The sequence below is a fragment of the Pseudoduganella flava genome (genome assembly GCF_007830495.1).
Lineage (GTDB): Bacteria > Pseudomonadota > Gammaproteobacteria > Burkholderiales > Burkholderiaceae_D > Rugamonas > Rugamonas flava.
Window position 1 is genome coordinate 174225 of sequence record NZ_VLKW01000005.1, and the last position, 19867, is coordinate 194091.

Below are 19867 nucleotides of genomic sequence, written 5' to 3' on the forward strand. Positions count from 1 at the left end.
TGCCGCTGCAGGCGGGTGCCCTGGGTTACGCTTTCCTTGCTTTGGCTTGCTTCGGCGCGGGCTCGGCATCGGTACCGTGCCGCAGCGCCGTCTCCAGCGCGGCCGCGCGCCCTTCCGCTGCCGCCGCGCGGGCCTGGGCAGCGGCCAGTTCGCGGTGCGCGGCCGCCAGCTGTTCCAACGCGTGGTCGCGGGTGGTACCGGCCGCCGCGGCGCTGCCTTCCAGGGCGCCGATGCGCTGGTGCAGTCCAGCCAGTTGCGCCAGCATGTCGCGCAGCTCGGCGCGATGCCGTTCCGTCGCCGCCGCGGCGGCTTCCCGTTCGGCGTCGACGGCCTTTTGCAGCCGGCCCGCATCGGCCCGCTCGCGGTCCAGTTCGGTGACGAGATGCGCACGGGCCGTCTCGGCGGCTTGCTGCTCGGCCTTCAGCTGGTCGCGCAGCTTGTCGAGCGCGGCGGCATGGTCGCGCTCGACGGTCTTGAACCAGGCGTGCTGTTCGTTCAATTCCTTGCGGGCGTCGTCGACCCGTTCGCGCAGCTTCCCTTGCAGCGCTTCGGCGGCCGCCAGTTGGCGGCGCAGGTCGGTGGTTTCGGCGCGTGCGGCCGCCAGTTCGGTGCGGCTGGCGGCCAGGGCGGACTCCAGCTGCGCGGCGCGGACGTCCGCTTCCGCCTGCGCTGCCTGGGCGGCGGCGACTTTCGCATCGGCCTCCTCGCGCAGTGCCGCCAGCGCGCCAGCCGCTTCTTGCTGCGCCTGCTTCCACAGCGCCGACAACAGTTCGCCGGCGCCCGTCTTCAGCGCTTCCGGCAAGTCGGCACCCTCGATCTGCACGCGGCTGCGTTCGCGCAGCTGGTTCCAGAACTTGTTCAACGCTTCCGCCGGCGCCGACATGCTGCCCTTGCGCACCAGCTGGTACAGCCGGTTCGCCGTCGGCGTCATGCCGTAGCGGAAAAACATCACGGTACAGACTTCGCGGTACAGGTCCTGCGTGTTCGGGTGCTGCGCGCGCAGCGCTTCGACATCGTTCAACAGCTGGGTTTCGGCGGTCAGGGCGGTTTCCAAATGATACTCCTCATCAACCCTGAAGATAATACTACGCTTTATGTAGTGTTTCCAGAGGTGAGCTCGCCGGAGCCGGTTGGGCGACCGCGGCACGCCGGCGCCGGCGGCTCAACCACAGCACGAGACCCGTGACCATGAAAGCGAGCGGCGTGATGCCGGCCACGCTGATCAGCAGCCGCCCCGGGGTGCCGAACGCTTCGCCGGTGTGCAGCGGGTACTGCCAGTTCAGGAACGTGTCGCCGGCCGGTGCGCGCAGCGGGTCGCGTACGCCAACGAGCCTGCCCGTGTATGCATCGATGAAGAGGCGCGTGTTGCCGTCGCCCTTGCGCACTTCTCCTGGCTGGCGCATGCGGATCTCGTACGGCGCACGGGGCCCGGCAGGCAGGCCGATACGCGACACCCGGCCGGCCGGGTTGTACGCTTGCGCCGCCGCGACGGCTTGCGCGGCGCCGATGTCGGTGCCGGTCTTGCCGGCGTTCTTCGGCTTGGCCGGCGGCGTCACCGTCGCAACGGCCGCGACGGCCGGCCGGACCCAGTCCGGCAGGTTGAAATACAGTCCCGAAAAGCCCAGCACCAGCAGCACGGGTGCGGCGATCATGCCGGCGCTGCGGTGGAAGCTGTAGTGAAAGCGCAGCGTGCGCCAGTGGCCGGCGATCGCGAACGATTTGACGAACGCATTCCACGTCGCCCGCGGCCACCACAGCGCGATGCCCACCGCTGCGACCAGCGCCAGCGCCAGGCCGGCGACGCCCATCACCGTCTTGCCCGCCTCGCCCGCGAACAGGTAGCGGTGCAGGTGGAACAGCGTCGACGTCAACAGCGGGCGGGACAACCCGAACTCTCCCCAGTTGCGTTCGCCCAACACCGTCAACGTAACGGGGTCGACCATCACCTGGCGTGTCACGGCCAGTGCCGTGCTGGAAGCAGGCTTGGCGGTGCGATACGACGCGACGATGACGCCATCCGGCTCTTCCGGCAACTGCAGGCCGGTCGGCTTGCCGTAGCGTGCGTCTTGCGCCAGCATCAGCGCGGCACGCTCGGCCAGCGGGCCGGGCGCGGGCAGTGGCGCGGTCCGGCCCGGCACCCGCATCAGCCCGGGATTCAACGTACCATCCAGTTCCGGCATCCACGCCAGCGCCACGCCGGTGATGCCGGCCAGCACGAACGGCAGGCCGAACGCCAGCGCCAGGTACAGGTGTAACGTGCGCAACAATTTGCGCGAAGTACCGATGATCATTGATATTTGACAGTGACAGAATGGCCGATTGTAGCGCATTGCCGCGGTAAATGATAACGGTTATCATTTGCGACTTTCAGATCGAAACCTTACAGGAGAGAGCCGCATGCTGCGTCCCCGCCCCCTCGCCCGCGCCGTGGCGCTTGCGTGCCTCGCGCACGTGCCCGCCTGGGGACAGGAAGCGCCGGACGAGCCCCTCGCCGAGGTCGTCGTGACGGCGACGCGCAATGCCAAATCCGTCGACAAGATTCCCGGTGCCGTCAGCGTCATCACGCCGCGCGAGCTGGAAACGCAATACCTGCTGGCGGACGACCCGTCGGCCGCGCTGGCCACCTACGTTCCCGGCTACGCACCCAGCCGGCAGAAGATCTCGTCGACGGGCGAATCGCTGCGCGGCCGCACCCCGCTGATCCTGCTCGATGGCGTGCCGCAGTCGAACCCGCTCCGCTCCGGCAGCCGCGAAGGGTATTTCGCCGACACGGCGATCATCGAGCGCATCGAGGTGATCAACGGCGCGTCCGCGATCCAGGGGATGGGCGCGACGGGCGGCATCATCAACTACATCACGAAGCGCCCACGCACGGCCGGTACCGAATATACGGTGAACGCCCGGGTATCGAACCAGTTCCGCCACGACAGCCTGGACTGGAAGACGGGCGTGTCGGTGGCGCACAAGGCGGGCGACTTCGACGTCTTCGCGTATGCGAGCGTGCAGCGCCGCGGCATGGCGTATGACGGCACAGGCCGGCTGGTGGGCATCGACGCGCTGCAGGGCGACACGCTGGACGCGGGCGGCCAGGACCTGTTCGTCAAGCTGGGCCGCGATTTCGGCGACCAGCGCGTGCAGCTGACCGTCAACCGGTTCTACTTCCGGGGGCGCAGCGATTACCGCACCGTGCCGGCCGACTTCCTGCGCGGCACGCCGACGACGTCGGCGCCGGGTGCGCCGCCCGGCAATCCGCCCCGCAACGATGTGCGGACGGCCACACTGGATTACCGTCACGCCGCGCTGTTCAGCGGCAGTTTCACTGCCCAGCTGTTCAGCCAGGACTTCACGGCACTGTTTGGCGGCAGCAACACGAGCACGTTCCAGGACGTGCGCCTGGCGCCGCTGGGCCAGCTGTACGACCAGTCGGAAATCCATGCCGACAAATACGGCGCGAAGGTGACGTGGGTCCGCCCGGACCTGCTGGTGCCTGGCCTCGAGTGGACGCTGGGCATCGACCACCTGCGCGATCGCAGCGGCCAGCGCATGGCCGCCACCAACCGCACCTGGGTGCCGACCCTGGACTTCACGTCCACCGCGCCGTTCGTGCAGCTGGAATACGAGGCAGGTCCGGTGACGATCCGCGGCGGTGTGCGGCGCGAATCGGCCCACCTGAAGGTGGATACGTACACGACCTTGTGGGCGTACGGCGGCTTCACGGTGCAGGGTGGCGAGCGCTCGTTCGACAAGGCCGTGAAGAACATCGGCGCGGTGTGGCGGTTCGCGCCCAAGTGGTCGGCGTTCTTGTCGTCGTCGGAAGGCTTCGGCCTGCCGGACGTGGGCATCGTGCTGCGCGGCGTGAACCGGCCGAACCAGTCGGTGGACCAGCTGTTCGACCTGCAGCCCGTCATCACGCGCAACCAGGAGATCGGCGTCAACTGGCGCGGCGCGCGCGGCAGCGCCGGCGCCTCGTTCTACGACTCGCGCTCGAAGCTGGGCACCGTCATGCGGATCAACGCGGAAGGCCTGGGCGTGCTCGATCGGGTGCCGACGACGGTGCGCGGCTGGGAAGTCTCCGGCGAGGTGCGCGTGACGCGCACACTGGCCGCGTCGGCTGCCTACGCGAAGACGATGGGCAGGACGGCGCTTGCCGCCGGCCGGCCGATGGATGTGGCGCTGGGCGCCCGCTCGCAGGCGCCGGACAAGCTTGTGCTGGCTGCGAACTGGACGCCGCTGCCGAAGACGCAGCTGCGCGTACAGGCCACCCGCCTGGCGGACCGGGACATCAACATCGGGCGCACGTCCGGCCCGGTGAACCTGGAAGAACACTTCCGCGGCTACACGCTGGCCGACGTGGCGGGAACGGTCGACAGCCGCTGGGGCCGCTTTGGTTTCGGTATCGAGAACGTGGCGGACCGGCACTACATCGGCTACTACCCGCAATCGGTCAATTTCAAGGATCCGCTGTCGTACTTCGCGGGGCGCGGCCGCACGTTCTCCGCCAGCTACACCCGCCAATTCTGACCGCTCAGCCGTATGGATGAGTTGTTTGCGCTTTATCAAAAGTTATGCGACTGGAACTGCGAACCGCTTAATTAAACGCGTCGACAGGTCCATAATCGGCCTCATGGGTGCAGACACGCTCCGTCGCCGCGCCCGAACCGACGAGGACCGTCATGAAAATCGTTCCCTCCGCGTTATTGGGCAGGTTGCGCAGCCCTTCCCTCCGTTCCGAACGGCCGGCACCAGCCGCCACGCGGGGCCGGCCACGCACCGCCGCCACGCAGCTGGCCGACTGGCTGCAACAGGGCGAATCGCTGGCGGGGCGCGATCTATCCGGCGCCGACCTGTCGGGCATCGTTCTTGACGGCGCCGATCTCACCGGCATCGTGCTGGAAGGGGCGGACCTGCGCGGCGCCAGGCTGCGCGGTGCGTCGCTGCGGCAGGCGCTGCTGGCCGGTGCCCTGCTCGACGAGGCAGATTGCTCCCAGGTGCGCTTCGACGGTGCCTGCCTGGACGGCAGCCGCGCCGAGCATGCGCGCTTCTGCGGCGCCTCGCTGCGGGGTGTGCGCGCAAACGATGCCAGCTGGCCCGGCGCCGATCTCAGCGATGCCTGCCTGGACGAATTCATGGCTGCCGGCATCGACCTGTCCCGCGCCGTGCTGGACCGCTCGCATGCCCGCGCGATGGTGCTGCTCGATGCGCGTGCGGAAGCCAGCCGCTGGCGCGGCGCGCGCTGGGACCGGGTGCTGGCACTGCGGGCCCGCCTGGCCCGGGCCGATTTCCGGCAGACGCGGATGCAGGGCTGCGCGTTCAACGGCGCCGACCTGTCCGCCAGTAGCTGGCATTACGCGGAATTACAGGAGACGCAGGGCGCGGCAGGCACCGACTGGCGCGATGCCGTGCTGCGCGGCACGCGCGCAACGGACTGCGACTTCCATGGCGCCCGCATGGCGGGTGCGGAGCTGACGGGCGGGCGCTTCCTGCGCACGGATTTCGGCACGTGCGACTTGTCAGGCGCGAAGCTGGACAGTGCCCATTTCCCGTTCTGCAGCCTGATCGGCGCGCGCCTGCAGCAGGCCAGCGCGCATGGTGCCGACTTCGGCCGCAGCATCTGCCGGCGCGGCGATTTCGACGGCGCCGTGCTGGACCGGGCCCGCTTCGCGTGGCCGTCGTTCGGTGGCCCCGACCTGGCACTGATCGCGGGAGCGTCCTGATGCTCCGGGCGGCCATGCTCGCCGCCGCATTCGTCTGCGGTGCGAACGCCGCTGCCGAATGCCCCACGGAGCAGGAACTGGACGCGCTGCGCGTGACGGCCGTCAGCGCCTTCAATCCGCGCCATCCGGGCCGCCCGCTGCCCGAGGCGTCGCTGCGCGACGGCATCACGGTGACCGTCGAAGGCTTGCCGGTGCTGCTGCGGCAAGCGGCCTGCACGGCGCAGCGCCACAAGGTGGTGCTGTTCCTCGACGGCCGGCCGCTGCCCGACATCGTCCCCTACCCGCCCAGCAATGGCCAACAGCAGACGTTGCATTTCGTGTTGAACCGCACCGAAACGTCGCGCGACGTCTGGACCCACCTGCTCGGCAAGCCCACCTTCGCGCCGCGCGATGTGCCCGTCAGCGTCGGGCTCGAGGACGGCGCCGCGGTGGCGTCGGACGTCGCGCTGCGGCTGCGCGTGATTCCGATGGGCTGGTTTGCCCTGTGGAGCACGCTGCTGGCGGTCCTCGGCGTCAGCTTCATCGTGCTGGCCCGGCGCAGCGACGTGCTGCGCGACCCCGGCCCGGCGCCGGCGCCCGGCGTGCGCAAGCCCTACAGCCTGGCGCGCACGCAGGCGGCCACGTGGTTCTTCCTGATCCTCGCGTCGTACGTGTTCATCGGCATGGTCACGGGCGACTATGCGACGACGATCACGAACACCGTGCTGGGGCTGATGGGCATCAGCGCCGGCACCGTCGTCGGCTCGTCGCTGATCGACCAGCCGCCGGCCGGCGCCGCGGCGATTCCGCCGCCGAGCCGCGGCTGGCTGCTGGACATTCTCAGCGACAGCTATGGCGTCAGCTTCCACCGCTTCCAGATGGCGGCGTGGACACTGGTGCTGTCGATCGTGTTCATCCAGCAGGTCTACGGCAACCTGGCGATGCCGGACTTCGACGTGACCCTGCTCGGGCTGATGGGCATCAGCGCCGGCACCTACCTGGGCTTGAAGACGACGGCGGAACGCAAATGAGGCAAGCGGGCGTTCAGCGCAGCTGGCGCAAGTCCGTCACCGGTTCTCGGCCGAACGCGCCGGACAGCGCATAAGCAACCAGCCGCGCGCCCGCGGCGAACGGGTCGTCCAGCGCGCCGTCGCGCTGCAACGCGACGAACCGCTCGATCGACGGGAAGTCCCGCGCCGACATCGCCCGGATCTGCGCCTGCATGCCCGTGTCGATGACGCCCGGCGCGACGCTGGCGATCGCCAGCCCCGGCACACCATCGAGCACGGTGGCGCGCGCGTGCATGTCCAGCGCCGCCTTAGTCGCGCAATACGTGCTCCAGCCGGCATAGGGGGCGCGAGCGGCGCCGCTCGAGACGTGCAGCACGCGGCGATCGGGGCACGTGCCCGTCGCGGCGACAAAGGCGTCGGTCAGCACGAGCACCGCGGATACGTTGACGGCCACCGCCTGCGCCAGCTGCGCGCCACCCAGCCTCCCGGGTGCACCGACCGGCTGCACAACCCCGGCGTTGTTGATGAGCAGCGCCTGCTGAGCGCCGCCCAGGAACGCGGCCAGCTCGCCACCATCCAGCCACGCCTGCAGCGCGGTCGCGTCGGCCAGGTCCAACGCGACCTGACGCAAGCCCGGCTGCGCGTCGCCGGCGTGGCGCGCGAGGCCCATCACTTCGGCGCCGCCGGCCAACAACGCACGTGCGATGCCGGCGCCGAGGCCACGGCTGTGTCCGGTGACGATGGCTTTCATGTGTCCTCCCGCGCAAAAGCGGGAATTTTACCGTGCCGCGTCGGGGCCGATACGGCGCGTGTCGTAGGTCTGCGTGGCGCAGTGCAGCGTGATGCGGGAGCCGTGGCTGCCGCCGAGGAATTGATGGACGACCCGCAGGCCAAGCGCCTGCACGGCGCGCTCCAGCGCGGCGATGTTGCGCTCGCCGACGCGCAGCGGGAACTGCACCCGTTCGAACAGGCTGGCGCCGCCGGCCGCGATCACTTCGAGCTCGGCGTAGTCTTCCTCGCGGGCGCCGAGCCCGCGCAGCAGCGCAGGCAGCGCGTTGCTGACGTAGCGCAGGTCGAGGCCCGTGTCGTCCGGCGGTGCTTCCGCCAGCAGGCAGTGCGCCAGCGCGCAGCGCTTCTTGCGGCGCCACAGGATGCCGATGCCGACACAGGAGCCCAGCAGCGCCGTCAACACCATATTGCCGCTGCCGACCGCGAGCGCGCCCGCCCACACGTGGGTGACGTCGGCAGCGGCGAGGTTCGGTGCGGTGCCGGCAGGCGGCGTGAGGACTAGGGAATTCGGCATGGGGACCCAATGGCAATGAAAGCAAAGGCGGCGACGGCGCCGCAAGACTGGTTGCCGGACATTGATTGGGTCAGCCCCGCTATGATGCACGCAGGAAATAGATCTGTAAATGGCGTTTACCCAACAGTCCCAGGAACTGTCGGGTGCCGCCGTCAGCGGCCCTGCTTGCGCAGGCTGTGCCAGATCGCCAGCAGCACGGGGATCGCCAGCGTGACGCCGGAAACGGCGTCCCATACGCCGTCGCCCAGCAGCGCGGCGAGCAGGCCGATCGTCGTCAGGATGCCGAGCAGGATCGGCACGCCCCACAGCCGCAGGAAGGCCGGGCTCATCGCGGTTCTCCCTGCGCCAGCGCGGGCATGCCGGCCACTTCCGCAACGGCTTCCTGCTCGCTGGCGGCACGCGCCGGCACCGTCACGCCGCGCTTGAGCCACAGGTACAGGCCGCTGCCGAGCACGAAGATCGTGATCACGTCCAGCGCCGCCCACAGGAACTGCATGACGGGACCGCCGTAGTCGCCGAAGTGCAGCGGTTGCGACACCAGCAGTGCCGTCAGATACCACGGCAGCTCGCGACTATCGGTCACCCTGGCCGTCTGCGCGTCGATCAGCACCGGCTTGTACAGGCGCGACGTGAACGGCTGGTTGCCGTTCATGAACACGCCATAGTGGTGTTCGCTGGAATACGGCGTGCCGGGGAAGGCGATGAAGCCGATCTTCATGCCCGGCTCGGCGGCGCGGGCCTGGCGCACGGCCTCTTCCATCGAGCCGAATGTCGCGATCGGCGGCGCGTTGCGGTACGGCGCCAGCATCTCGGCCAGCTCCGTCGATTGCCAGTACTTCAGCATCAGGTCTGCCCATGTGTTGATCATGCCCGTCGCGCCGACGACGAAGGCCCACGTCAACGTCACGATGCCCAGCAGGTTGTGCAGGTCAAGCCACTTGGTGCGCTTGGTGCGCTCGCGGCGCACCGTGCCGAAGTCGAGCTTGCGCATGAATGGCGCGTACAGCACGACGCCGGAGACGATCGCAACCAGCAGCAGCAAGCCCATCAGGCCAAGGAACAGCTTGCCCCACAGGCCGGCATACAGGTCCACGTGCAGGTGGAACATCACGGACATGAAGCTGCCTTCGAATTGCGGGGTCGGCAGCACCTCGGCGGTGCGGGCGTCGACGGCGATCGCCTTGTAGTTCTCGTCAGTGCCGTGGTCGCCCAGCGTCAGGTTCCAGATGTTCGGTTCGTCCGCCTCCTGCGACATGTACATCATCTTCTTGCCGGGATAGGCGGCCATGCCGGCGGCCACGATCTTGTCGAGGTTGGCCTTCGGCGTATCGGCCGGCAGCGCTTTCGCTTCCACCTCGTTGCCCAGCAGATGGCCGATCTCGTGGTGGTAGATCAGCGGCAGGCCGGTAACGCACAGCAGCAGCATGAAGACGGTGCAGACGAGGCTGCTCCATTTATGGATCCAGGCCCAACGGCGGATGGCGACAGGAGTCATTGTATTGATCGGTCGGATTGGCGATATGAGGATGATAATGCAAACCATTCTCATTTACCATAGAGCGATGAACGGCTACAATAATAAAACTCATTCATTACTGAACATCATTACAACACTGCCATGTCCAAACCCGTCTTTACCCTCACTCCCCTCGCCTGCGCCGCCGCACTGTTCGCCGCCGGCGCCGCCCACGCCCAGGAAACCGCCGCCACCGAGCAGACGATGCAGACCGTTGTCGTCACCGCGTCCGCCGACGCTTCCGCGCAGGGCTTGACGAAAGCCTACTCCGGCGGCCAGGTGGCGCGCGGCGGCCGCATCGGCCTGCTGGGCAACGTCGACATGATGGATACGCCGTTCAACGGCACGGCTTACACCCAGCAGCTGTTGCAGGACCAGCAGACGCACAGCGTCGCCGACGTACTGCAGAACGATGCCGGCGTGCGGGTGACGCGCGGCTTCGGCAACTACCAGGAGATGTACATGATCCGCGGCTTCGCCGCCAATTCGGACGATCTCGCGTACAACGGCCTGTACGGCATCCTGCCGCGCCAGTACGTGGCCACCGAACTGCTTGAGCGGGTCGAGGTGTTCCGCGGCGCCAGCGCGTTCCTGAACGGCGCGGCGCCGGGCGGTGGCGGCATCGGCGGGTCGATCAACCTGCTGCCGAAACGCGCGGGCAACGATCCGCTGACGTCGTTCACGGCCGGCTTCGAATCGGGCGGCCAGAAATACGCGGCGGCGGACATCGGCCGCCGCTTCGGCCCTGACAACCGCGCCGGCATCCGCGTCAACGCGGTGCGGCGCGACGGCGACACGGTCATCGACCGCGAACAGCGCGAGCTGTCGCTGGCCTCGGTAGGGTTCGACTGGAACGGCGGCAATTATCGCCTGTCGGCCGACGCCGGCTACCAGGACCACAAACTGACCGCCGCCCGCCCGAGCGTCAACGTGAAGGCCGGCGTTGCCGTCCCCGCGGCGCCGGACAGCGACAGCAACTACGCACAGCCATGGACGCATTCGAACGAACGCGACACGTTCGGCACGTTGCGCGGCGAACTCGACCTGGCGAAGGACACGGTAGCCTGGGCCGCCTTCGGTGCCCGTTCCGGTCGCGAATCGAACACGCTGGGCACGCCGACGGTGATATCGGCCGACGGCGCCGCCACGACCTACCGCTTCGATAACGAGCGCAAGGACACCGTGCGTACCGGCGAGATCGGTGTCCGCACCAAGCTGCGCACCGGTGCCGTCGGCCACAGCATCAGCGCCAGCGCGACGGGCTTCCACAGCGATTCGCGCAACGCCTATGCGACGAGCCTGTCCGGCGCGTTGGCGACGAACATTTACACGCCGGTCGATGCGCCGGCACCGGCCGCCACGGTGGTCATCGGCGGCCGTCTCGATGCGCCGCTGACGACGACGAAGGCGATCCTGTCCAGCTATGCGATCGCCGATACGCTGTCGTTCGCGGACGACACCGTGCTCGCCACCGTGGGCTTGCGCCACCAGCGCATCAAGACGTTCAACTACAACTACGACACGGGCATCCAGAACGCGGCCTACGACAAGAGCCGCAATACGCCGGTCGCCGCGATCGTGTTCAAGCCGCTGCGCGAGCTGTCGCTGTACGCGAACTATATCGAGGCGCTGCAGCAGGGTAAGGTCGCGTCGGGTACCGGCGTGCTGAACCAGGGCGCGATGTTCCCGCCGACGGTGTCGCGCCAGCGCGAGATCGGCGCCAAGTACGACGCCGGCAAGGTGGGCATCACGGCCGCGCTGTTCTCGACGGCGGTGCCGCAGGCCTACGTGGTGAATCAGGTCTACGGCCTGAACGGCGAATCGCGCAACCGCGGCGTCGAACTGAACGTGTTCGGCCAGCCGCTGCGCGGCCTGCGCCTGCTGGGCGGCGTGACCTTCCTCGACGCGAAGCAGCGCCGCACCGCGGGCGGTACCTTCGACGGCAACGACGCGCTGGGCGTCCCTGACACCCAGCTGAACCTGAACGCCGACTGGGACGTGCCGGGCGTGGCCGGCCTCGCGTTGAATGGCCGCGTCACCTACACCTCCAAGCAATACCTGGATGGCGCGAACCTGCAGCAGGTGCCGTCGTGGACCCGCACGGACGCGGGCGTGCGCTACATCACCCGTCTGGGCGAACACTCCGTGACGCTGCGCGCCCGCATCGACAATGTATTCGACCGCAGCTACTGGGCATCGGCCGGCGGCGCATCCGGTGCCGGCTACCTGGTGCAAGGCGCGCCGCGCACGTTCGCATTGTCCGGCACGCTTGACTTCTGACTGGACTTGCATTGCGGGCTGTGGTGAGATACGTCCTACCGCAGCCCGGAGCAAGCCCGCATGGACGTCATCACCACCGCATTGACCGCGGCGATCGCCGACGGCGGCACCAACGCCGCCTACCAGATGCTGAAGGCCCGCCTGGCGGGCAGGTCGCCGCGTGTCGATGAAGCCATCGCCGACCTCGAGGAAGACCCGGGCTCGCTGTCGCGCCAGTTCGCGGTGTCGGATGCGCTGGCGGCGGCGGGCCTCGCCGGCGACCGCTACCTGCGCGCCGCCGCCCGCAACCTGATCGAAGAGACCGAACGGCGCCGGCCGCTGCACCCGGCGCAGGCGCAAGCGGGCGAACCGAACCACGTCGTCATGCAGGTGTTCTTTGCCACCGATCGCCAGCAGACGGGCGACCGCCACCCGGCCCGGCTGTTCGGCGCCGCCCGCGGCCCGCTCAGCTACGGCAGCTGCGAAGTCGGCATCCCGCGCGACCACCGGGTCGGTGCGCTGGAATCCCCTTCCGTGTTGCGCCTGCAGTTCCGGCCCGACCCGGACCGCCACGTCGTGCTGCTGCGCATCGAGACGGCAACCCGCGAGCAGTTCTTTCCCACGGTTGCCGACCGCGTCGGCCGCGGTGCCACACAGGCGGCACTGCTGTTCGTGCATGGCTACCGCGTCAGCTTCGAGGATGCCGCGCGGCGTACCGGGCAGATCGCCTACGACCTGCAGTTCACTGGCGTACCCGTGTTCTACAGCTGGCCGTCGCAGGGCCGGCTATCCGGCTACATGATCGATGAAACCAATATCGAGTGGGCACAGTCCCAACTGACGGAGTTCCTGACGGACTTCCTGGAGCAGACGCAGGCCGAGCATGTCTACCTGCTGGGCCACGGCATGGGCAACCGGGCACTGGTCCGGGCTGCCGCCGCGATCATTGCCGACCGGCCCGACCTTGCCGGGAGGCTGCGCGAGATCATCCTGACAGCGCCGGACATCGATGCCGACGTGTTCCGGCACGATATCGCGCCGGCCCTGTCCACGGCGGGCAATCCGGTGACGCTGTACGCATCGTCCGAAGACAGCGCGCTGCAGGTGTCGCAGCGGATGCATGGCCATGCCCGGGCCGGCGACAGCGGCGCGGGGCTCGTCGTGGTGCCCGGAGTGGAGACGATCGATGCGAGCAAGGTCGATACCAGTTTCATCGGCCATTCGTACTACGCGCAGGGCCGTTCGACGCTGGCGGACATGCATTACCTGATCAGCCAGCAGTTGCGGGCCGGACAGCGCCCCGGCCTGCATGCCGTGGACGGTCCCGGCGGACGCTACTGGACCTTCAACGAGTAGGAGAGCCACATGACGGCCTATGCAAGTGCCTCGGATGAAACAATTTTCTGTGTCGACGAGCTAGTCGAGGAGATGGGCAACGACGCCCGTGCGGTCGCGAAAGTGATACGGCGCGTACGCGAAGTGATCGGCAACGGCATCGACCCGTTGAACATGGCCGGCGAAGCCGTCCAGCAAGCACGCTTCATGGAGGCGCGCCGCATCCTGCACAATCTGCGCAACGAAGTCAGCGAACTGGGCGCCAGCCGCTTCGTCGGTGCCTGCCTTGCGCTTGAACTGGCGCTCACCGAGGGCAAGGTCATCGAGATCCCGCTGCTGTTCACGGCGGCCGAGAGCGAGCTGCGCCTCGTGATGGAACATGCCGGCGCCTGGCTCGACCAGCATGCCGGCCGCGCGAGCGATCGCGCCTGAACCGTACTAACGAATCGTTACAATTGTTACCCGCACCGCTGAACTTCTCCTGCCTTTCCGCAAAGTCAACATGTTAAGATCGATAACGATCTGGCGCGTTTGAACCGCACGCCGACACCGGATGCATTGCGGCGCACCATTTTCTTTAGGGAAATTGTGCACGAACTGGTATCATTGCCACCCTTTCATCCGAGCTGTGCAGGCTTGAATAAGGCAAGAAGAAGAACATGGAATTATTCAATAAGTCCGGCGTCCTGTTGTCGTCGGTTCTCGTCATGGTAGGCGCCTTGATAGCCTGCCAGGCCAAGGAGGACGTGGTGCCTCCGGCGCCCGTCATCGAAGCGGTCGCCCAACGCCTCAACGAACACGGCGGCGTCGCCGCCGAGCGCCGCTTGCGCGAGTGGGCCGAACAGGGTTCCGTTGTCGCGAAACGGGAATTGGGCATGCTGTACCAGAACAAGGCTCCGATGCGGCAGGAAGCCATGCGCCTGTTCGAGGAGGCAGCCCGTGCCGGCGACGCCGAGTCGGCGTTCCAGCTTGCCGAGATGTACCACGCGACGGACAAGGGCGAGCCCGACAAGGCCTGGCCGCTGTACGCCCAGGCCGCCGGTCACCAGCATCCGAAGGCGGCGCTGCGGCTTGCCGCGCTGGCCAAGGACGGCAGCGAAGAAGCCGCCCGCTGGCTTGCGGCCAGCAGCCAGCTGAAGTAATTCTCCCTTCGTCATTGACCCTGCGCGGCGGCCCGGTGCCGCCGCTGCCGTTTTTGTCGTCCGCTTAGCTTCAAGGTTGGCCGCGTTCCGCTCACGTTAACGCTTTTAACATCACTTAACTTGCCATTGTGCTCTTGCAGTTCCATCATGAATGCATGAGAAGCAACAGCATGGCGCTGTTGCGGAACAGGAGAACGACATGCAAGCGAACCAGCCTTCCGTCCACATCATGCATGCCGATGCCGTCATGACGGCCGGGCTGCATGCCCTGCTCGCCGAGCGCGGCGGTTTTTATCTGACGACGCGGGAACGCCAACCCCAGGGCCAGGCACACGCCCGGGTCATCGTGGCCGACTACGATGCCGGCATCGCGCTGGCACGCCAGCTGGCCCAGGACCGCCACGGCCCCGGCCCACGCATCCTGATCGTCACGCAACTGGACAAGGAATGGCAGGTGCGCACGGCAATGGACAGCGGCGTCCACGGCTATTTGCTGCAGGGCTGCAGCGCGGACGAATTGCACAAGGCCGTGCAACAGCTGAGCCAGGGCATGCGCTACCTGGCCGAGGCCGTGACGCGCTGCGTCGCGGACAGCCTGAGCCGCGAGACGCTGACGGGGCGCGAGACGGACGTGCTGCAGTTGCTGGCGAAAGGCTGCTGCAACAAGTCGATCGCCCGCGAGCTTGGCATTGGCGTCGGCACGGTGAAGACCCATGTGAAAGGCTTGATGAGCAAGCTCGACGCGACGGCCCGTACCCACGCCGTCGTCGTCGCCGCCCAGCGCGGGTTGATCGGCGGGCCCGCGCTGCGCGCCGAACGCCAGCAAAAGGCCCCGACGTTACAGTAAGGTTTGCCATTCCCCGGGGAAGTGCGCGACTGAGCGCGGTCCGACGGCAAGCGCACTTCCCCAGCTCGACAATGGTCATTGTTGAGGGCGATCAACGAGCCCGCCCTGCGATTTCCTACGCTGGCAGTTCAGCCCGCACTGGAGACCGCCATGTCGAAACGCCTACTTACCGCCCTGTCCGCCCTGCCACTGCTGTTGGCGCTGGGTGCCTGCCACCGGCCCCAGGCCACCGACGACCTGATCGCCGACGCGCGCCGCTACCGCGCCCAAGGGGATGCGAAGGCCGCGATCATCCAGCTGAAGAACGTCGTCCAGCAGCAGCCGGACCATGCGCCGGCCCGCTTGATGCTAGGCCAGCTGTACATCGAGAGCGGCGACATGCTGTCCGCGGAAAAGGAGCTGCGGCGCGCCCGTGACCTGGGCACGCCGGCCGGGGATGTGCTGCCCGCACTGGGCAAGGCCTTGCTGCTGCAGGGACAGTACGAACGCTTGCTGAACGAGATTCCGGACGATCCGGCCAATGCGGTGACGATGGCATTGCGCGGCCAGGCACTGCTGGGCCTGGACCGGCGCGACGAGGCGAAGGCGCAGTTCCAGCAGGCACTGCAGCGCAAGCCCGGGCTGGCCGAGGCCACACTCGGCCTGGCCAAGGTGGCGCTGGCGGCCAATCACACGGACCAGGCCAACCAGCTCGTCGAGCAGGCGGCCGCGCAAAACCCGGACAGCGTGGATGCGCTGCGCCTGAAGGGCGATCTGCAGCGGGCTCGCAACGATCGCACGGCGGCGCGCACCACGTACGAACGCATCCTCAGCATGAAGCCGGACAACGTACAGGCGCGCGTCGACCTGGCCAACCTCGACATCGAAGCAGGCCAGTTCAAGGATGCACGGGAGCAGATCAAGCTGGCCCGTAAGTCCCAACCGAACAGCTTGCTGATCTTGTATTCGCAAGCCTTGCTCGACTTCCGCGAAGGGAATTTCAAGACGTCACTGGAGCAATTGCAGCAGGTCTTGCGTGCCGTGCCGGACCATATGCCAAGCGTGCTGCTGACGGGCGCCGTCCAGTTGGCGATGGGCTCCTACACGGAGGCGGAACAAAACCTGACGCGGTTCCTGCAGGCTAATCCCGGCAACGCCTACGCCACCAAGCTGCTGGCCACCGTCGCGCTGCGCAATGGTCAGCCGGAAGAGGCATTGAAACTGGTCCGCCCACTGATGAAGGAGACGCCCGACGACGTCGAATTGCTGGCGCTGGCCGGTGAAACGGAGATGCGCGCGCGGCACTTCGACAAGGCCGCGGCGTATTTCGAAAAGGCCAGCGAACTGAAGCCGGAAGCGTCGGAACTGCGCCTCGCGCACGGCATCAGCCGGCTGGGGCTGGGCGAGAATCCGCGGGCGATCGCGGAACTCGAGCATGCGAGCCAGGGCGGCCCCGCCGGCGGCCGGGCCGGCGTGCTGCTCGTACTGACGCAACTGCGCGGCAAGCAGTTCGACAAGGCGCTCGAAGCGGTCGACGCGATGATCCGCAGCGGCGACAATCCGATGCTGCAGAACCTGCGCGGCGGCGTACTGCTGGCGCGCAGCGACGTCGACGGCGCCCGGGCCGGCTTCCTGAAGGCGCTCGAACTCGATCCGCTGTACCTGCCGGCGCTGGACAACCTGGCGCAGCTCGACATCGTCGAGAAAAAGCCGGAGGAGGCGCGCAAGCGCTATGAACAGGCGCTGGCCCGCGACAAGAAGAACGTCGCGGTGATGACCGCCCTCGCCCGCCTGGAAACACGCCTGGGCCGTACCGCGCAAGCCGCCCAGTGGCTGGAACAGGCAACCAGGGAGAACCCCAACGCGACGGCGCCAGCCCAGTTGCTGGCCGCGTATTACCTGCGGGCCGGCGACAAGCAGAAGGCGCTGACGCTCGCGCAGAAGCTGCAGGCGACGGACACGGAAAATCCGGAAGCGCTTGCGCTGCTCGCCCAGGCGCAGGCGGACAACGGCCAGAACGACGCGGCAATCGAAAGCTACGAGCGCCTGGCGGGCCTGCAACCGAAGTCGGCAGCCGCACAGCTGCGGGTCGCCGGCCTGTATCTGCAGGCAAACCGGCTCGACGACGCGTTGCACGCGGCGCGCCGGGCCGTGACGGCCGAACCGGCAAACGTCGACGCGCTGCTGCTGCAAAACAGCTTGCTGATCGAGAAAAAAGCGCTGTTCGAAGCGGCCACCCTGGCGCAAGGTGTGCAGAGCCGGCAGCCGGACTCGCCGGTCGGCTTCAAGCTCGAGGGCGATGTGCTGATGGCCCAGCAGAAGCATCGCGAGGCGCTGCAGCGTTATGAGCGCGCGTTCGAACTGGCACCGTCCGGCCCGCTCGTGATCGCGCGGCACCGCGCCCTGCTGGCAGCGGGCCAGCAAAACGAAGCCGCCGCCGCGATCCGGCAATGGCTCGACAAGTATCCGGCGGACCAGCCGACCCGCATCTACTACGCCAGCGCGCTGCTGGCGGGCGGCGATTTCAGGAGCGCCAGCGCGCAATACGAGCTGATCGTCCAGCGCGCGCCGGACAATGTGATCGCGCTGAACGACCTCGCGTGGTCGCTGCTGCAGCTGAAGGATGGCCGTGCGCTCGGTTTCGCCGAGAAGGCGTACCAGCTGGCGCCGAAGAATCCGGCGGTCGCCGACACGCTGGCGGCGATCCTGCTCGACAAAGGCAATACGGCGCGCGCCGTGCCCTTGCTGAAGAAGGCCGTCGAACAGGCCCCGTCCGCCGGCGACATCCGGCTGCACCTGGCGCAGGCGCTGCTCAAGGCGGGCGACCGCAAGGGCGCACGGGGTCAGTGCGAGCAACTCCTGGCGATGCCCGACTTCAAAGGGCAGGCCGAGGTGCGCGCACTGATGGCGCAGATGTGACATGCGGCGCCGCGCCCGCTACCGCAAACGGCGCGGCGGGCGGGTGCGACGGCCCTCCCGGCGCGCTCCCGGCGCCCACCCGGCCCACGATGGGCTGCGCTGCGCCCAGCCACGATCACTGGCCCGCACCGTGCCCTCCCCCATTGGTTGCGCTGCAGGACGGGCGACGCCATGGCTGCCGGCGAACCGCCGGTATGCTCATGGCGTCCAGGCGGACCGGCCGTACAGCGGCGCGTGCCCATCACTCCGGCGCACGCTGTGAGTACCGTCCGGGCGCGATCACGTTGGCCGGGTCCAGGGCCCGTTTGATCCGCCCGACCATGCGCCAATAGGAGTCGTTGCCGTCGTCCAGGTCGGCCATCGACTGCAATCCCACCCGGTACGGAATATAGCCCGCTCCCATCATCGTCTCGAAGACCTGGCGGTAGCACAAACGTGCACGCTCCGTTTCCGCCGGGTCTTCCTTGTCGTAGGCGATCGTCAGCACACCGCCCAGCGCGCGCTCGTTGATCATGCTGAACGTGACGAACAGGTCGAAGCCGTGCGTACGGAAGATCGGTTCGGCCAGCGCATGCACGCGCAGCAGGTCCGCGCCGCGCATCGGCAGCACAGGCGACACCCACAGCATGCCGCAGTTGTCCAGCGCCGGGTTGGCGTCGGCCGGAAACCCCGGCGGCAGGCCGCCGCGCCGGCGCCAATAGGCTCCGGCGAGGAAGCGGCCATTCGGAATGCCGCGGTTCATCTCGAACAGCGAGCGGCCCAGCGCCACTTTCGCCGCGAGGCGCCGGCCGGGCCCCGTGGCACCAAGCATGCGCGCCATCCGCTCCGCCAGATCGAGCTTGCGCTCATCGAGAAACTGTACTCGCGCCGCCGTCGGCGCCAGCGCCTTGCGCAGCGCGCGGCGCGCAGCGGCCACCTGCGCGTTGCTGCCGTACAGGGCCCCCGACACCGCCCATGCGCCCACGCCGGCGGCCGCGCGCAGCTGTGCGCGTACCGCGTCCGGCAGCGGTACCTTGCCGCCGGCGAGTTCGCGCGGGTATGTCGTACCGCCCGAAATGATGCGCAGGTCGTTGCCGATGTGGAGAATGCTGCGCAACGTGCCGTCCAGCCGCAGCGGGCGCAATGCGTCGATCACGGGAGCGATCCGCGCATGCTCGTCGACCATGCACAGGAAGTGATTCAACGCCTCCGTCTTCGGCATCAGCCACAGGCCGAGGCTCGTGACGATGCCCATGTTCGACTGCGTGAACAATCCGTCGACATACGGCCCGACGCCATACGGATACACGCGCCGGTTCACCGACGACGCGTAGTGGCCGAAGCCCGTGTGCACCACCTCTCCGTCCGCCAGCACCAGCTCCATGCTGGCCACGTTCTGGAAGCGGTTGCCGTAAGGCGAATGGCCGAAGCCCCGTTCGAGGATGTTCCCCATCAGGCTCGTGTCCGGCCCCGCGCCCGTGCAATCCATCCACAGCGGCAGGTCGTGCTCGATCAGATGACGCGACAACTGCCGCTGCGTGACGCCGGGTTCGATGACCACGTACGCCAGCGTCGCATCCACTTCGAGGATGCGGTTCATCCCGGACAGGTCGACGATCGCATGGCCGTCCGTCAGCGCGCAGGCATCGCCATACCCCCAGTTGCGGCCCGCGCTGATCGGATACAGCGGCACCCGGTGCGCGGTGGCGAGCCGCGCCACCTGCGCCACTTCAGCAGTGCTGCGCGGACGCAGGATGGCGCATGGCCGCGTGCTCCACGACGACGTGCTGGCCGCATAGCGCGCCAGCGTCGCGTCGTCCGTCAGTACGCGCTCGGGCCCCAGCAGCGCGCGCCACAACGCCAGCGCCTCGGTCGCGCCGGCCAT

General features: G+C 68.0%; 16 protein-coding genes. 9 read left to right on the plus strand and 7 right to left on the minus strand.

What is annotated here, in order from left to right:
• Positions 1 to 25: 25 nt before the first annotated feature.
• Together IP92_RS14810 and IP92_RS14815 are read right to left on the minus strand one after the other, a co-directional pair.
• On the minus strand, positions 26 to 1054 hold the full coding sequence (locus IP92_RS14810) for a DNA-binding protein (RefSeq protein WP_145876199.1): 1029 nt from the start codon (positions 1052 to 1054) through the stop codon (positions 26 to 28).
• A 31-nt stretch (positions 1055 to 1085) separates the two neighbouring features.
• Positions 1086 to 2291, minus strand: a complete 1206-nt coding sequence (locus IP92_RS14815) for a PepSY-associated TM helix domain-containing protein (protein WP_145876201.1) — start codon at positions 2289 to 2291, stop codon at positions 1086 to 1088.
• Positions 2292 to 2397: 106 nt separating this feature from the next.
• Here IP92_RS14815 and IP92_RS14820 point away from each other — a divergent pair, with 106 nt between their 5' ends.
• The 3 genes from IP92_RS14820 (at position 2398) to IP92_RS14830 (ending at position 6724) form a co-directional block, all read left to right on the plus strand.
• Positions 2398 to 4521 (plus strand): TonB-dependent receptor, encoded by a 2124-nt coding sequence (locus IP92_RS14820; protein WP_229418793.1) that lies wholly within the window; start codon positions 2398 to 2400, stop codon positions 4519 to 4521.
• 152 nt (positions 4522 to 4673) lie between these two features.
• Positions 4674 to 5714 carry a pentapeptide repeat-containing protein gene (locus IP92_RS14825; protein WP_145876203.1) on the plus strand — a complete coding sequence of 347 codons (1041 nt, stop codon included), beginning with the start codon at positions 4674 to 4676 and terminating at the stop codon, positions 5712 to 5714.
• Positions 5714 to 6724, plus strand: a complete 1011-nt coding sequence (locus tag IP92_RS14830; RefSeq protein ID WP_145876205.1) for a hypothetical protein — start codon at positions 5714 to 5716, stop codon at positions 6722 to 6724. The genes IP92_RS14825 and IP92_RS14830 overlap by 1 nt, the downstream gene beginning before the upstream one ends.
• A gap of 13 nt (positions 6725 to 6737) precedes the next feature.
• Here IP92_RS14830 and IP92_RS14835 read toward each other — a convergent pair whose 3' ends face one another.
• From IP92_RS14835 to IP92_RS14845, 4 genes are all read right to left on the minus strand, one after another.
• Positions 6738 to 7454: an SDR family NAD(P)-dependent oxidoreductase gene (locus tag IP92_RS14835; RefSeq protein WP_145876207.1), complete on the minus strand. Its 717-nt coding sequence runs from the start codon at positions 7452 to 7454 to the stop codon at positions 6738 to 6740.
• 27 nt (positions 7455 to 7481) lie between these two features.
• Entirely contained in the window at positions 7482 to 8006 is a 525-nt protein-coding gene (locus IP92_RS14840) for a chemotaxis protein CheD (protein ID WP_158206643.1), read from the minus strand.
• Between the two features lie 152 nt (positions 8007 to 8158).
• On the minus strand, positions 8159 to 8335 hold the full coding sequence (locus IP92_RS30210) for a hypothetical protein (protein WP_199271872.1): 177 nt from the start codon (positions 8333 to 8335) through the stop codon (positions 8159 to 8161).
• Positions 8332 to 9501: a PepSY-associated TM helix domain-containing protein gene (locus tag IP92_RS14845; protein ID WP_145876211.1), complete on the minus strand. Its 1170-nt coding sequence runs from the start codon at positions 9499 to 9501 to the stop codon at positions 8332 to 8334. Before IP92_RS14845 ends, IP92_RS30210 begins: the two co-directional genes overlap by 4 nt.
• Before the next feature lie 123 nt (positions 9502 to 9624).
• On the opposite strand from IP92_RS14845, the gene IP92_RS14850 reads away from it, so the two are divergent.
• The 6 genes from IP92_RS14850 to prsT all read left to right on the plus strand — a co-directional run bounded on the left by IP92_RS14850 (position 9625) and on the right by prsT (position 18003).
• The gene (locus IP92_RS14850) at positions 9625 to 11802 is read left to right on the plus strand and encodes a TonB-dependent receptor (RefSeq protein WP_145876213.1); all 2178 of its coding nucleotides are present in this window, start codon (positions 9625 to 9627) and stop codon (positions 11800 to 11802) included.
• 60 nt (positions 11803 to 11862) lie between these two features.
• Positions 11863 to 13137, plus strand: coding sequence for an alpha/beta hydrolase (locus IP92_RS14855; RefSeq protein WP_229418794.1), 1275 nt, complete (start codon positions 11863 to 11865; stop codon positions 13135 to 13137).
• A gap of 9 nt (positions 13138 to 13146) precedes the next feature.
• Positions 13147 to 13548, plus strand: coding sequence for an Hpt domain-containing protein (locus IP92_RS14860; RefSeq protein ID WP_145876215.1), 402 nt, complete (start codon positions 13147 to 13149; stop codon positions 13546 to 13548).
• A 227-nt stretch (positions 13549 to 13775) separates the two neighbouring features.
• A complete protein-coding gene (locus IP92_RS30215) occupies positions 13776 to 14258 on the plus strand; it encodes an SEL1-like repeat protein (RefSeq protein WP_199271873.1) in 483 nt (160 codons plus the stop codon).
• Positions 14259 to 14457: 199 nt separating this feature from the next.
• A complete protein-coding gene (locus IP92_RS14870; protein ID WP_229418795.1) occupies positions 14458 to 15105 on the plus strand; it encodes a response regulator transcription factor in 648 nt (215 codons plus the stop codon).
• A 150-nt stretch (positions 15106 to 15255) separates the two neighbouring features.
• Entirely contained in the window at positions 15256 to 18003 is a 2748-nt protein-coding gene (gene prsT / locus IP92_RS14875; protein WP_229418796.1) for an XrtA/PEP-CTERM system TPR-repeat protein PrsT, read from the plus strand.
• A 241-nt stretch (positions 18004 to 18244) separates the two neighbouring features.
• Here the strand turns inward: prsT and IP92_RS14880 are convergent, their stop codons facing one another.
• Complete coding sequence (locus IP92_RS14880) at positions 18245 to 19867, minus strand: FAD-binding oxidoreductase (RefSeq protein WP_145876217.1); 1623 nt, start codon at positions 19865 to 19867, stop codon at positions 18245 to 18247.